The 12,348-nt window shown below is 58.3% G+C and carries 13 protein-coding genes; 4 read left to right on the top strand and 9 right to left on the bottom strand.

What is annotated here, in order from left to right; translation table 11 throughout:
- Window positions 1–10 precede the first annotated feature (10 nt).
- Window positions 11–1,120, bottom strand: a complete 1,110-nt coding sequence (locus HMPREF2820_RS00605) for a heme/hemin ABC transporter substrate-binding protein (protein ID WP_070602229.1) — start codon at window positions 1,118–1,120, stop codon at window positions 11–13.
- A 203-nt stretch (window positions 1,121–1,323) separates the two neighbouring features.
- On the opposite strand from HMPREF2820_RS00605, the gene HMPREF2820_RS00600 reads away from it, so the two are divergent.
- Both HMPREF2820_RS00600 and HMPREF2820_RS00595 read left to right on the top strand, forming a co-directional pair.
- Entirely contained in the window at window positions 1,324–1,872 is a 549-nt protein-coding gene (locus HMPREF2820_RS00600; protein ID WP_049189798.1) for a neocarzinostatin apoprotein domain-containing protein, read from the top strand.
- Window positions 1,873–1,916: 44 nt separating this feature from the next.
- Window positions 1,917–3,101 carry an isocitrate/isopropylmalate family dehydrogenase gene (locus HMPREF2820_RS00595; protein ID WP_049189799.1) on the top strand — a complete coding sequence of 395 codons (1,185 nt, stop codon included), beginning with the start codon at window positions 1,917–1,919 and terminating at the stop codon, window positions 3,099–3,101.
- A gap of 131 nt (window positions 3,102–3,232) precedes the next feature.
- On the opposite strand, the gene HMPREF2820_RS10605 is transcribed toward HMPREF2820_RS00595, so the two are convergent.
- The 4 genes from HMPREF2820_RS10605 to HMPREF2820_RS00580 form a co-directional block, all read right to left on the bottom strand.
- Window positions 3,233–3,844: an Eco29kI family restriction endonuclease gene (locus HMPREF2820_RS10605; RefSeq protein WP_083308385.1), complete on the bottom strand. Its 612-nt coding sequence runs from the start codon at window positions 3,842–3,844 to the stop codon at window positions 3,233–3,235.
- Window positions 3,841–5,034 (bottom strand): DNA cytosine methyltransferase, encoded by a 1,194-nt coding sequence (locus tag HMPREF2820_RS10600; RefSeq protein ID WP_083308384.1) that lies wholly within the window; start codon window positions 5,032–5,034, stop codon window positions 3,841–3,843. Before HMPREF2820_RS10600 ends, HMPREF2820_RS10605 begins: the two co-directional genes overlap by 4 nt.
- 116 nt (window positions 5,035–5,150) lie before the next feature.
- A complete protein-coding gene (locus tag HMPREF2820_RS00585) occupies window positions 5,151–6,032 on the bottom strand; it encodes a VOC family protein (RefSeq protein WP_070602225.1) in 882 nt (293 codons plus the stop codon).
- A 3-nt stretch (window positions 6,033–6,035) separates the two neighbouring features.
- Window positions 6,036–6,329 carry an RNA-binding S4 domain-containing protein gene (locus HMPREF2820_RS00580; RefSeq protein ID WP_005510922.1) on the bottom strand — a complete coding sequence of 98 codons (294 nt, stop codon included), beginning with the start codon at window positions 6,327–6,329 and terminating at the stop codon, window positions 6,036–6,038.
- Window positions 6,330–6,493: 164 nt separating this feature from the next.
- On the opposite strand from HMPREF2820_RS00580, the gene HMPREF2820_RS00575 reads away from it, so the two are divergent.
- Together HMPREF2820_RS00575 and HMPREF2820_RS00570 are read left to right on the top strand one after the other, a co-directional pair.
- The gene (locus HMPREF2820_RS00575) at window positions 6,494–7,021 is read left to right on the top strand and encodes an HPP family protein (RefSeq protein ID WP_049189801.1); all 528 of its coding nucleotides are present in this window, start codon (window positions 6,494–6,496) and stop codon (window positions 7,019–7,021) included.
- Window positions 7,022–7,079: 58 nt separating this feature from the next.
- Complete coding sequence (locus HMPREF2820_RS00570) at window positions 7,080–7,775, top strand: acetyltransferase (RefSeq protein WP_049189859.1); 696 nt, start codon at window positions 7,080–7,082, stop codon at window positions 7,773–7,775.
- Here HMPREF2820_RS00570 and HMPREF2820_RS00565 read toward each other — a convergent pair.
- Genes HMPREF2820_RS00565 through HMPREF2820_RS00550 form a run of 4 tightly spaced genes read right to left on the bottom strand, consistent with a single transcriptional unit; the run spans window position 7,759 to window position 12,347 of the window.
- Complete coding sequence (locus HMPREF2820_RS00565) at window positions 7,759–8,409, bottom strand: sugar transferase (RefSeq protein ID WP_049189802.1); 651 nt, start codon at window positions 8,407–8,409, stop codon at window positions 7,759–7,761. The genes HMPREF2820_RS00570 and HMPREF2820_RS00565 overlap by 17 nt on opposite strands.
- A 10-nt stretch (window positions 8,410–8,419) precedes the next feature.
- Window positions 8,420–9,982 carry an O-antigen ligase family protein gene (locus HMPREF2820_RS00560; protein ID WP_070602223.1) on the bottom strand — a complete coding sequence of 521 codons (1,563 nt, stop codon included), beginning with the start codon at window positions 9,980–9,982 and terminating at the stop codon, window positions 8,420–8,422.
- The gene (locus HMPREF2820_RS00555) at window positions 9,979–11,157 is read right to left on the bottom strand and encodes a DegT/DnrJ/EryC1/StrS family aminotransferase (protein ID WP_070602221.1); all 1,179 of its coding nucleotides are present in this window, start codon (window positions 11,155–11,157) and stop codon (window positions 9,979–9,981) included. Before HMPREF2820_RS00555 ends, HMPREF2820_RS00560 begins: the two co-directional genes overlap by 4 nt.
- On the bottom strand, window positions 11,157–12,347 hold the full coding sequence (locus tag HMPREF2820_RS00550) for a glycosyltransferase family 4 protein (protein ID WP_070602219.1): 1,191 nt from the start codon (window positions 12,345–12,347) through the stop codon (window positions 11,157–11,159). The genes HMPREF2820_RS00555 and HMPREF2820_RS00550 overlap by 1 nt, the downstream gene beginning before the upstream one ends.
- Window position 12,348: the final 1 nt, after the last annotated feature.

The raw sequence follows: 12,348 nt of genomic DNA, 5'->3' as shown, positions 1-12,348 counted from the left end.
GCTCAGCCAGTCACTTCCCCGCAGTCTTATCAGCACTCACACGGGAGCCTGCACCAGCGCCATCACCTGCACCATCACCAGCACCGCCACCGTAAAGAGCATCCGCAATGGCGCGAATCGCACGCGGCGACTGCGAGTCAAAGGACAGCAGCTGCGAATCGGGCACGTCCACAACGGACTCATTCTGGCCCGCCGGGGTCTGTGCGATACCCGGGATTTCCTTCAAGCCTTCAATCCCGCCGACGGACTCCAGGCCACCAGACATAACCAGGATGGTGTCGGGAGCCGCAGCAATCAGGGACTCCGGAGTAATAGGCGTGAACGCACCCTCAATACCCACGCCCTCACCGGCATCAACACCGCCGAGACGAGTGATCAGCGAACGCCCACCGGAATCCGGCCCCGCAATCATGGCCACACCGGTTCCGCGCACGTAGAGGATCATCATCTTGCGGCCATCGGCCTTGGCCTGCGCGTACTCGGTCGCAGCCGCCAGCTCCGTGTCCAGGTGCTCCTTCACCGGGCCAACTTGGTCAGCCAGGCCGACTGCGCCCGCAACTTCGTCGATAAGCGTGTTGATGGTCTCGGGAGTGCGCTCGTCCGACACATGGACGACGGTGATCCCCGCTTTTTCAAACGTGTCGAACACGCGGCTGGGGCCGATCGAGCCATCGGTAATGATGAGCTCCGGCTTCAGCTTCATCACCGACTCAGCATTGACCGCATGCCCGCCGATGGTGAGGTTCGGCAGATCCTTTGCCGCCGGGAAATCGGAGGTGGCGTCGCGCCCCACCAGACGGCCTCCGAGACCAAGCGTGTAGACCGCACGACTGAGTGCTCCCGCCCGGTCAAGCGTGAGAATACGCTGGTAGTCCTTGTCCGCCGCCGGTTTCGGGTCTTTCAGCAGCACTTCGGGGTTTTCCGAAGGCAGGTTCGCATGCGCGGCACCGTGAGCGGAAATGTTGTCGGCGCGCGGAACCGTCGTCACGCCAGCGCTTGACGACGATGCCCCCTCCCTCGCGGCATCATCGGAACCACAGGCGACTAGTCCTGCGACTAGGACAACACTCAGCAGTGTTCCGGCAAGACTGCGAACGTGACAGGCAGGCACGGTGAACATATTCCCCCTCTGTGAGCTGACGCTGCACGGAGATAGACGACAAAAAGAATGACTAAATAACGACTAACACTAGTAACAAAGAGCTTAGAAAGGACTTTGCTCTACTCACCCAAAGAATCTTAGGCTATCTTTTAGTTCTAGGTTAGCCTACCCTTAAATAAAGATAGTAATCTCTACAGTTTTTCGGAAGGACGTTACCTCCTATGACTACTCGTACACTCCAGCGTCGCGCGGCTTTCCTGGCTGTTCCGGCCGTCGCCGCACTTCCACTTCTCGCCGCCTGTGGCACAGATGACGCGTCCGATGCCGCGCAGGATGCTACCAACGCCTCGGAAACCACCAGCTCGGCTGCAGATCAAGAAACCGACGCCAGCGCCGGCGAAGTAACCATGGAGGCCGAGCCGGTCAACGACCTCTCCGAGGGCGATGTCATCTCCGTCGACCTGTCTGGTCTCGACCCCGACTACGGCTACTACGCCGCACTCTGCGCCGCCGAGAAGGCTCCAGGCAACCCCGTCCCGGACTGCACCGGTGACCGCAGTGCCGGCACCCAGTCGCAGCAGTGGATTACCAAGAAGTCCGGCGGCACCACCACCATCGCCGACGACAACACCGCACACTTCGAGCTCAGCGTTGTGCCCACCGGCGAGGCCGTGGACTGCACCCAGCAGGACTGCGTGCTGAAGCTCTTCGGTGACCACAGCGAGGGCTTCGAGGACATCACCGAGATCCCGGTTACTTTCGCAAAGTAGCCAAACCGCACACGCGCAGGCGTCGCAGTCCTAGGCTAAGAGCCATGGAAACCGACCAGCCTGCGACTGCTTTAGAAGCGGCACCGCGCCGCATCACACTCCTGCCCGGCGACGGCATCGGCCCTGAAATCACCGATGCCTGCCGAGGACTCATCGCCGATGTCTTCCCGCACTGGGAGCTGACAGAGGCACAAATTGGCTGGTCCCAGTGGTGCGCGCACGGCAATCCCGTCCCGCAGGAAACTTGGGAAACACTCGGACGCAGCGACGCCGCTCTGCTCGCGGCGATTACCTCCAAGCCCGCTCGCGAGGCTGAGGAAGAACTAGCACCGCATCTGCGCGATACCGGCCTGACCTACCGCTCCCCTGTTCTCCAGCTGCGCCAGCGCCTCGATCTCTTCACCAACATCCGCCCGGTCACCCTGCCCGGCGCGACTGCCGACTTCACCATCGTTCGCGAAAACACCGAGGGCCTCTACAGCCACGACTATCTCCTTCCGCCTCACGACGCCCCGGCCGACTCCCCGCACCACCACCTGTGGGCAGAGGTGGCAGAGGACTCGACGGTGGCCCGCGCCGTCGATAAGCGTGGCGACGTTGCGGTTTCTTTGCGCGTGACGACGTCCTTTGCGTGGCACCGCCTTGCGCGACAGGCGGCCAAGTTGGCTCTCGCGCGGCAGGCGGCAAACCTCGATTCGGAGGCCACGCCGACGGTGACGGTGGCGGACAAACCGAATATCCTGCGGGACTCTGCGCGTGTGATTCGCGGGGCAGTTGAGCAGGTGGCTGAGGAGTATTCGCAGGTCACATTCGATTTTGCCAATGCGGATGCCGTGGCAATGCAGCTAGTGACCGACCCAGCGCGCTTTGATGTCATCATCGCGGAGAACCTCATCGGTGACATCCTCAGTGACATCGGCGCAGGCCTGATTGGCGGGCTGGGGCTGGCGGCATCGGCGAATGTGGGCGACAACTTCGCGGTGTTCGAGCCGGTGCACGGTTCGGCACCTGACATTGCGGGGCATGGCATTGCCAACCCGGCTGCGTTTTTGCTCTCTACGGCTATGTGCGCGGAGCACCTTGGGGCACCGACCTCAGAACTTGCGCCCGCTGCCAAGCTGCGCGAGGCCGTCTACGCCGCGACGCGCACTGCACCGACGCCAGACCTCGGCGGCACTGCGACTACCAGCGAGTTTGTGGCTGCGGTGCGAGCGGAGCTGGGGTTGTAGGCATTGACTCGATTACGAAGCGCAATTAAAGTGGTTGCTATCAATCCCAGCCGTTGACCCTCCGCCGATAAGGAGAGCGCCGATGACTGGGATTACCTATTCAGGCACGTCGTTCAAAGCGAGTTATCACCCTAACGATGTCTCTCACGCAAGTATTGAATGATATCCTTCAAGAGAGCCTCCTCAACTAGTTTATCGGCAGGTTCATGCTTTTCTGCCCATTTCCTTCCTCTATGAACTGTGTCCCAGGGAGAAACAGCTCCTTTTCGACGACCTTTTCCTGGATCATGATTCCCAAATCCATCTAAGACAGCATTCCAAACAGGTTTCGTTGCCCGGATCAATGCAGTCTCTCCAAGAGGAATCCAAATATCTTCAACTACAAGCCACCGCACATAAAAATCGTCAATATCAAGATTGTTTACGGCGGTAATCGACTTCGCATGCTCCCGAATGCGGCTATAAAGTGCTGTGGACTTAATGCCCTCACCGACTATCAGACCTCGACGGGACCCCGGGGATACAGCTCTACCGACATATATTGGTAACGACCATTTACCATTGATATTCTGTTCACGAATTACTTCGTAAGCAGGAAAGCTACCTGCATAATAAATGGCGTAAAGTCCAGCCCCGTAGAATTTTTGAATATTGCTCAGCGGAACCGGCGGATTACGGAGTAACTGTTGAACTATAGACGATGCCAGCGATTCCATTGCCAGCGGATTAAATGGTTCTGTCATGATATTGCCTTTAAATGAGATCCGTTAGATATTGCATCACTAAATTTCTGTCTTGCTCCAGCTAGCTCCAGATGCTCCCGAACTGACAGCGCTACAGTCTCCGCCAGCATTACAGGGACAGCATTTCCAATTTGCCTCATTGCTTCCGACCAAGCCCCGTGCAAACGATAAGAGTCTGGGAACGTTTGCACTCTGGCCGCTTCTCGAAGAGTGAAATATCTTACCGAGCCGTCGTGAAAACGCATCATATTTTCACCTCCAGGAACACCATGAACTCCTGCCTTTAGCGCTTTTGCTGGAGCGTCAATATACGATCCAGTATGGCCGGGATATGACCGCGCACCAGGTTGAAAACGATGATCAAAAACACCTGGCGTTCCGTTTTCACCGGGGATAGGAAGATCTGCTAGCGCATCTCGCACCGTCTTCCACGGCTGGAGAGACGGATCAGTGCGCGTTAATGATGCCCTGACCGACACTCGTTGAGAACTTGGAATTTGATATCGCTCCCAATATTCTCCGCTATCTTGAGAGAGACGAAGAGCTGCCGCAGAGTGCGTAGGCGCAGGAAAAGACCAGTCAGCATCGATATCCGAACGAAAACCTACAAAAAATACTCGCCAACGTTGCTGTGGAACCCCGTAATCTGCAGCGTTCACGAGAGTGGGAAGCACATTGTATTGGAGGTCTGACCGAACCGATGTGTGTTCAGCCTGCAATCGTGCGTAATGGTCACCCCATGACTCCCCTTCGCGGGAGGAAAGTTCTGGATGCCCTAGCCGAAGTTGGATGTAAGAATAATAGTCCGAAAAGGCGGGACGCGTTAACCCCCTTACGTTCTCAATAATGAAAGCACGAGGCTTGATTTGCCGAATTACTTCGGCAGTCGCGGGGAACATATCTCGCTTATCGTCCGCTGCACGGCCGCGCCCTCCAGCAGAAAATGGCTGACATGGAGGACCGCCAGATACTAAATCAATCCCTTCGGCAACACTCGACCAATCAATGTCACGCACATCACCTTCAATTACTTCAGCATTAGCAACAAGGGGATGTCCAGCAGCCTTATTTTCGCGAAGGGTATCACAGGCCCATCGATCCCACTCAGCAACAATTTCAGTCGAAAAGCCGGCCAAGTGGGTTCCAAGGGCCAATCCACCACCACCGGCGAAAAGCTCAATGCTTCGCATATGCCAAACTTATCATGAGGTACGGATTCCGATAGAACTGACATTCGATTCTAACGTACGCCTTACGTTCGAATGAACAGCCACAGCCCCCGAACGCACCACAGCCTCTTTAACTCCTACTGGAACTGGCTGAGGTCAATGCCTTCCAGCGGGTCCGACTCGCGGATGTCGTCCTCCGGTGGCAGCGGCACCTCGCAGAGTACAACCGCCGCACCACACGGGTCCTGCACGGTTGCCAGCGGGCCGAACTCGGTGGCCTGCGGGGCAACGAGCACGGAACCGCCCAGTTCCTCAGCCTTGGCGACAGCAGCGTCGATGTTCTCCACGCCAAGGTAGGCCAGCCAGCCAACGAAGCTCTTATCGGCCGCATCGGTCTGTGCAGCAACCGAGCTGGCTACCAAACCTGCGAACGGAGCACCATCTTCCATCGCGACTGCGAAAGTGCCGTGCTCGTTCTTGTTGCGCACTGCGATTTCCCAGCCAAAGAAGTTGCGGTAGAAGTCCGCGACCTGCTCAAAGGTCTCCTCCGGGCCTGCGACCAGCTCGAACCACACCGGGGTGCCAGGTTCGCCCGCTGCGATAAAGGCCTGCTCACCCGGCTGTTCCAGCAGCCCAATGAGGCCACCGGCGGGGTCGGAAACGACGGCCATCGTGGATCCGTCGACAAGCGGGGTCGGTTCCTGGAAGACCTCGGCGCCGAGCTCACGCGCCTTCTCGACGGCACCAGCGGCGGAGTCGACATGGAAATTCACGCGCCACTGGTTGACGAAGGCATCCTCAGCGTCCTTATCGGCCTCAAGCAGCACCGACACCGGCATTCCGGACAGCATGGCAACGCGGCGACCAGCGGATGCCTCGCGGGCATCCTCATGGATTGGCGCGGTATTGCGATAAGCCCACCCAAGAACGCCGCGGTAGAAGCGCTCGGTCTTACGCGGTGCGGCGGAAAGCAGATCTACGCGCAGGGGCATGCCAAATTCGGCGGGAAATGCGGGCATGAGTTACAAGTTCCTCCACTTTTCAGGATCAAAGTCATCGTCGGCGGTGGCCTCATCAAAGTAGTCATCATCGACTTCATCGGCGGTGGCCACGCGTGCCGACATACCGGCAACAGAGACGACGTCCCCTGGACGCAGCACCTTGCCGCGGCGAGTGTCGACCTCACCGTTCACGCTGACCTGTCCCTCAGCGATTAGTTCCTTGGCCAGACCGCCCGTTTCCACCAGGTTTGCCAACTTCAGGAATTGCCCGAGACGGATGGACTCATCCCGGATTGCGACATCGATAGGCTCCATGCCCTTAAGTGTGTCATATCCGGTGAAAATGGTCGGGGGTTGGTTCGGGTCTGGTTCGGCTTTGGAGGCTTGGGAGACCTGGGAGCCACCCCATTTAAACTTCTATTTCGATAAAAACCTCGAACCGCGACGCGGATGAGGCAGCACACCCTAACATCGTTCTCATGTCTAATTCACGGTCTCCGAAGTGGCCCCGGATCGCCAGCGAAGCGCCACCTCGCCCTCCGCTACGCCATGTTATCGCCGCCTCGGTAGCCGTGAGCCTGCCGCTGATGACCCTGGCACTCATCTCAACTTCTGTCTCTGACCTGCTATTTCTGCCTCCTATTGGCGCTGCCATGGCGCTTATTGTCGGTGCGCCCAACTTGCCTCTGGCTCAGCCACGAAATGTCGTGGTCGGACACCTCATCGGCTGCACGACTGGCATCGCAATTCTGCACATGTTGGGTTCGACCATCATTGCTGCAGCGGTTGCCGCCGGCGTCGCCTTCGCGCTCATGCTTCTTGCTCGCGCGGCGCACTCCCCTGCCACCGCTACCGCTATGGTCACTGTGCTGATGCCACACGGTCATGGGCTCGCCAACGATTTCCGCTTCATAGGCTTCATTTTCGCTTCGTCGATCATGATCGTGATGCTTGGCATCCTCGCAAATCGACTGCGCGGCCTCCGCTATCCCACATACTGGTGGTAGGTGGATTCGGGGTCACGCACTCCGGCTAAATACGGCTATCAGTGGGATAATGACACTCATGCCAAAGCAGTGGATTAACAACACGACGACCGAAAAGATTGTCATCATCGGTGCCGGTGGATTCGGCCGAAACGTGGTCAGCTTCATCAAGGACATCAACGACTACGCAGCAGCCAACGGCCTACCACCGCAGTGGGAAATCCTAGGCATTATTGATGATGGCACCCCAGATATGACCTTTTTCCACAAAATGGGCGTGCAACTCTTGGGCAAAACCAAAATCCTCGCGGACTTGCCCGAGGGGGTCTACTACACAGTCGCAATCGGCAACGGCGCTGCTCGACGTTCGATTGCACAGCATGCAGATTCCAAGGGGCTCGTGCCTGCGACTCTGGTCCACCCAGACACCAGCATTGGCGCGCTGGTCTCGCTCGGAGAGGGCACGGTCATCTGCCCCGGAGCGCGCCTGACCTGCAATATTGAGGTAGGCAAGCACGCCCAAATCAATATGAATGTCACGATTGGCCACGATGCGGTGCTGCGGGACTACTGCACAATCTTCCCGCTCAATGCCGTGTCGGGCTTTGTCACGCTTGGCGAAGCCTGCACCCTAGGCGCCAACTCCGTAATCAACCCCGGCCTCACCGTTGGCGAGGGAGCGTACATCGGATCCGGAGCCGCAGTTACTAGCGATGTCGATGACTACACCGTTGTCGCCGGTGTTCCTGCAAGTGTGATTAAGAACCTGCGTTAGCCGAATCGTCCTCATCCGACGAACCGGTGAACTCGGTCATAGTCACTTGCCCTTCTTCCGAGATCCCTTCACGCTTGAGCACCACCAAGATAGTGTCGAGCAGAATCTTTGCATCGAGCAGTAGCGACCAATTATCCACGTACTGCACGTCGTACTCGAAACGTTCTTCCCAGGTGATGCCATTGCGGCCCGAGACCTGAGCAAGCCCTGTAATTCCCGGTGGCACCTCATGGCGGCGTGCTTGGCGCGGCGAATAGCGCTCGAGGTACTTCATGCGCAGCGGGCGCGGGCCAACGAGGCTCATATCGCCACGCAGAACGTTAAAGAGCTCCGGGAGCTCATCCAAGCTTGTGGACCGAAGGAATTTTCCCACCTCGGTGAGGCGGGACGCATCGTCGACAAGCCCCTTTGCCGGATTGACGTGGTGCATCGTCCGGAACTTGAGGATATTAAACGGCTCACCATCCTGGCCCGGGCGTTCCTGGCGGAATAGGACTGGCTTTCCCATGGAAAGTCGCACTGCCAGAGCCGTAGCGCCCATAACTGGCGACAGCACAATCAAGCCCGCTGCAGATGCCGCGATGTCGACGCCACGCTTAATTACCCGTTGCGCGCGGATGCTCAGTGAATCCATTGGTCATCTCCTACTTTTCGTTGAACATTTCGCGCAGAAGCTTTTCGGCACGCGCATCGACTTCCGCATTGGAACGGTTCCTGACCAGCCAACCAACCGCACCCACTACACCGGCCGCGGCAAACGACGCTGCCGCAACGCGCAGCTTCCTGTTGTCATTCTTGTTGTCAGGCGCACTTTGCTTGACGACGGCCACCGCTGGCTCCGGCTCCGGCACAACCGGCCCCGCGGTATCGGTGACCATGACTGGTTCGGGCTCGGCTGCGGGTTCTGGTTGCGGCTGCTCATCCAGCTCTGGTTCTGCCGATGCTGCGTCCTTGCGCCGTAGGCTCAGCATTGTAAATGCTGCTGCAAAGCCAAATAGCCATAGCGAACGGGAATCGTAGTAGTAGCCGGAAAAAACCTGTGCCACAAGAACCGCTAACGCCACAGCTGCGGTCAGACCAGCTTGAAGAAACTTGAATAGGTGGCGACAGGCGATTGCCAGCACAACCAGCACAATCACAAACAGGCCGATACCTATGACACCCGCTTCAGACCCGACTGTGTAGAAGATATTGTGCGGATGCTCCAGTGGACGTGAAGACCTCGGTGTCGACAGCACAACGAAGCTATGCAGGCCTCCACCAAAGATGCGGTGTTCACCCATGATTCGGAAAGCTTCATCATGGAGATAACCGCGTCCGGAATCATGTTCTTTTTCGAAGGTCAACTGGATAAAGCGCGTCTTAAAGTATTCTTCAATCTCGGTACCTGCGATGAACCGCGAGTATCCATACGCGACCGCTGCGGCGACTGCGACGTAAAAAACAGTCGCCCACTTCCAACCCCAGTGAAAAAACACAGCTATTGCGGTAAAGAGGACTACCACGGTGGTAGCAACCAGTACACCGCGGCTTCCCGACGCAACGAGACCGTAAGCAAATGGTGCAGCAAACAAGAGAACTGCCCACATGAACTTACGCCACAGCATGAAAAACACAGCTGCCGCGATGCCGTACAGCATGAAACGGGCAAAGACATTCGGTCCACCGCCGAACGCCGTCATGCGCCCGACATATTTCGGACCAGTAATGCCACCGTAGAGAAAAATAAGCGAGCAAATGACTACTGCTAACCACAGCCATACCAGTGCCTGAGGATGCAAATAGAACAGTATTGCTGACATCGTGGCGATGAGCCCAAGCGTTATCAACGCAGTAACGACAGGAGCAACTTCGGCAGCTTCGGGGGCCCACAGTCCGGACAGCATCATCCAGAACAACCAGGCATAGAAAGCCACTAATGCCCACACGGCCATCGGCCACTGCTTTACATTGCCAGCGCCTTTCATCGCATTCAGCCAACTCTGGCGCTGCGCTTCTGGGGTGCCGATGGCTGTAAGGATTGCAACGATTACCAAAATCGGCAATGCAAGAGAGAGATTAGGAAGCGCCGAAGAGACGTCCTTCATCGTCGTGTCGCCAACGTAGAGGACACCAGCAAACATTCCCGCGGCCACCACAATAAACAGCGACTGCAGTATTGGTTTTCGCTGTTTTACAGTTTCTCCTGCTACCTCTGTAGAAGTCATCCCAGCACTTCCTTCAAAACACCTATCACCCGCGCGACGTCGTCATCGTCCAGCGCCGGACCACTAGGAAGAGTAATGCCACGGGAGAAAAGATTCTCAGCAGTGCCGTTGATGGTCGCCCGCGCGCCCTCGTATACCGGCTGCAGGTGCATCGGCTTCCACAGGTGACGAGCCTCAATGTTGGCCTCACCAAGTGCTGCAATCACGCTGTCCGGGGTCAACACGCCCTTATCGACGGCCTCCTGTGGCAGCACAATTGAGGTCAGCCAGCAGTTCTCGGTGAAACGCTCGTCGGAGTCAGAGAGCAAGCGGGTACCTTTACCAGGGGCATCGTCGTCAAGCGAGGCGAGCAGATCGATGTACGCATCGCGAATCTGGCGGCGGCGAGCAATCATGCCGTCCAGACGCGAGTGCTGCGCCCGCCCCAGTGCGGCAAGGAGATTGGAAAGTCGGTAGTTGTAGCCGATTTCGGTGTGTTCGTACCAAGCGACGGGCTGACGCGCCTGGGTGGACAGGTAGCGCGCGCGAGCGATGAGATCGGCATCATCGGACAGCAGCATGCCACCGCCGGAGGTGGTCATGATTTTGTTGCCGTTGAAAGACAGCGCGGCGGCACGGCCGAAACTGCCGGCCGGCTGACCATCGACACTGGCACCGAGCGCCTCGGCGGCGTCCTCGATGAGCGCGATGCCGAGTTCTTCCAGGCGTGGCGCGAAGGCCGGGTAATCGGCGCAGCGGCCAAAGAGGTCCACAATCATCACGGCGGGAACGCTCTTGCCCTCGGCAAGCAGCTCATCGACGGTGCCGAGCAGCAGCTCAGGGTCGATGTTTCCGTCCTCTGCCGCATCGACAAACACTGGCGTAGCGCCAACGTAAGCGATGGCGTTGGTCGTGGCTGCGAAGGTCATGGTGGAAACCGGGATGTAGTCACCTTCACCAATCCCCAGCGCGAGCAGCGCCAAGTGCAGGCCAGCAGTACCGGAAGACAGCGCGAGCGCGTGCTCAACACCGCAGCGCTTGGCAATCCCCGCTTCAAACGCGTCTACCTCGGGGCCCAACGGAGCCACCCAACCAGAGTGGAGTGCACGAACGACGGCCTGTTCTTCTGCTTCGGTGACTGTCGCGAGCGAAAGAAAGATCCGCTCATTGGGCTTGTTAGCGTCAGCGTTAGTCATTACTTTTGAACCTTTCGGACGCGGTTGAGTACCTCGATGAGCTGGGAGTACAGGCTGTCACGGGCAAAACGCTTCTCACCCAGTTCGCGGTTTCGCTGTCCCGCTGTGCGCAGCTCATCGCGGTCGGAGATGATCTCAGCGAATCGCTTGGCTGCGGTCGGAATATCGCGCGAGAGACGCCAACCGGCATCGTGCTCGGTTGCGGCTTCCTCCAGCCAGCCACCGTGGTTGAACACCACCGGACGCGATGCGGCCATGGCATCGAAGACCTTGTTCAGGGAGTTGCCCTCCAGGCATGGGTCATCACGCAGCGGCGATAGCGCGATATCGGCGGCAGAGACGTACTTGGCGACATCTTCCTTCGGCTGACGGCCGAGGAACATCGCATCGGGATCGAGGCCAGCGTCCTTGGCGCGCTGATACAGCGCGTCCGAGTCGCTTCCCTGCCCCAGCAGGACAAAGCGCACATTCTCCACGCCATCACGACGCAGCTGCGCCGCCAGATCCACAAGCCACTCCAGCTGGTAGGACATGCCAAAACCACCGGCGTAGACCGCCACCACGTCATCGCCCCAGCCCTGCTCCTTTCGGAAAGCTGTACGCTGCTCGGCCGGGACATCAAAGCGCTCAAAGTCCGACGCATTCGGAATGACGGTCACGCGCTTCTTCGGAGCGACCTCTTTGACGCCATCGGCCATCGACGGCGACAGCGCCACGACCTCGCTCGATGCCGCATAAAATGCCTTCTCCAGCTGCTTGGCCAAGAAAATTGCCACCGGATTATTGAGGTAGCCCAACTTGATCGGCACCTCTGGCCACAGGTCACGGATCTCCGCCACCAACGGCGCACGCTGGGTAAACTTCGCCACGATTCCCGGAACCGCCACAGTCAGCGGGGTCGAGGACGCGTAGATCACGTCGGCAGGCACACGGGCAGCGACCGCGGAGGCGCGCACCAGGAAGTTCAAGAAACTGACGATACGCTCGCGCTTCGACATTTCATTGCGGTACGGAATCGCTAGACGACGCACGTGGATACCATCAACCGTTTTATCCATGGCCTCATCGCGACCACAGATCATTGTCACCTCGTGGCCTGCGGCGGCCATTCGTCGGGCAAACTCGTAGGGTCGGGAACCACCCGGCTCACCGGGGAGAACAAAGTGCTGGTGGATATAAGTGATTCGCATT

Origin of the sequence: Corynebacterium sp. HMSC064E08 (genome assembly GCF_001811805.1) — a bacterium.
Lineage (GTDB): Bacteria > Actinomycetota > Actinomycetes > Mycobacteriales > Mycobacteriaceae > Corynebacterium > Corynebacterium jeikeium_D.
Note: the sequence above shows the minus strand (reverse complement) of the source record. Positions and strands in the feature narration are given on the sequence as shown.

Excerpts from the sequence above, each read along its gene's own strand:
- HMPREF2820_RS00605 (WP_070602229.1), bottom strand. The coding sequence starts at position 1,120 with ATGTTCACCGTGCCTGCCTGTCACGTTCGCAGTCTTGCCGGAACACTG.
- HMPREF2820_RS00600 (WP_049189798.1), top strand. The coding sequence starts at position 1,324 with ATGACTACTCGTACACTCCAGCGTCGCGCGGCTTTCCTGGCTGTTCCG.
- HMPREF2820_RS00595 (WP_049189799.1), top strand. The coding sequence starts at position 1,917 with ATGGAAACCGACCAGCCTGCGACTGCTTTAGAAGCGGCACCGCGCCGC.
- HMPREF2820_RS10605 (WP_083308385.1), bottom strand. The coding sequence starts at position 3,844 with ATGACAGAACCATTTAATCCGCTGGCAATGGAATCGCTGGCATCGTCT.
- HMPREF2820_RS10600 (WP_083308384.1), bottom strand. The coding sequence starts at position 5,034 with ATGCGAAGCATTGAGCTTTTCGCCGGTGGTGGTGGATTGGCCCTTGGA.
- HMPREF2820_RS00585 (WP_070602225.1), bottom strand. The coding sequence starts at position 6,032 with ATGCCCGCATTTCCCGCCGAATTTGGCATGCCCCTGCGCGTAGATCTG.
- HMPREF2820_RS00580 (WP_005510922.1), bottom strand. The coding sequence starts at position 6,329 with ATGGAGCCTATCGATGTCGCAATCCGGGATGAGTCCATCCGTCTCGGG.
- HMPREF2820_RS00575 (WP_049189801.1), top strand. The coding sequence starts at position 6,494 with ATGTCTAATTCACGGTCTCCGAAGTGGCCCCGGATCGCCAGCGAAGCG.
- HMPREF2820_RS00570 (WP_049189859.1), top strand. The coding sequence starts at position 7,080 with ATGCCAAAGCAGTGGATTAACAACACGACGACCGAAAAGATTGTCATC.
- HMPREF2820_RS00565 (WP_049189802.1), bottom strand. The coding sequence starts at position 8,409 with ATGGATTCACTGAGCATCCGCGCGCAACGGGTAATTAAGCGTGGCGTC.
- HMPREF2820_RS00560 (WP_070602223.1), bottom strand. The coding sequence starts at position 9,982 with ATGACTTCTACAGAGGTAGCAGGAGAAACTGTAAAACAGCGAAAACCA.
- HMPREF2820_RS00555 (WP_070602221.1), bottom strand. The coding sequence starts at position 11,157 with ATGACTAACGCTGACGCTAACAAGCCCAATGAGCGGATCTTTCTTTCG.
- HMPREF2820_RS00550 (WP_070602219.1), bottom strand. The coding sequence starts at position 12,347 with ATGCGAATCACTTATATCCACCAGCACTTTGTTCTCCCCGGTGAGCCG.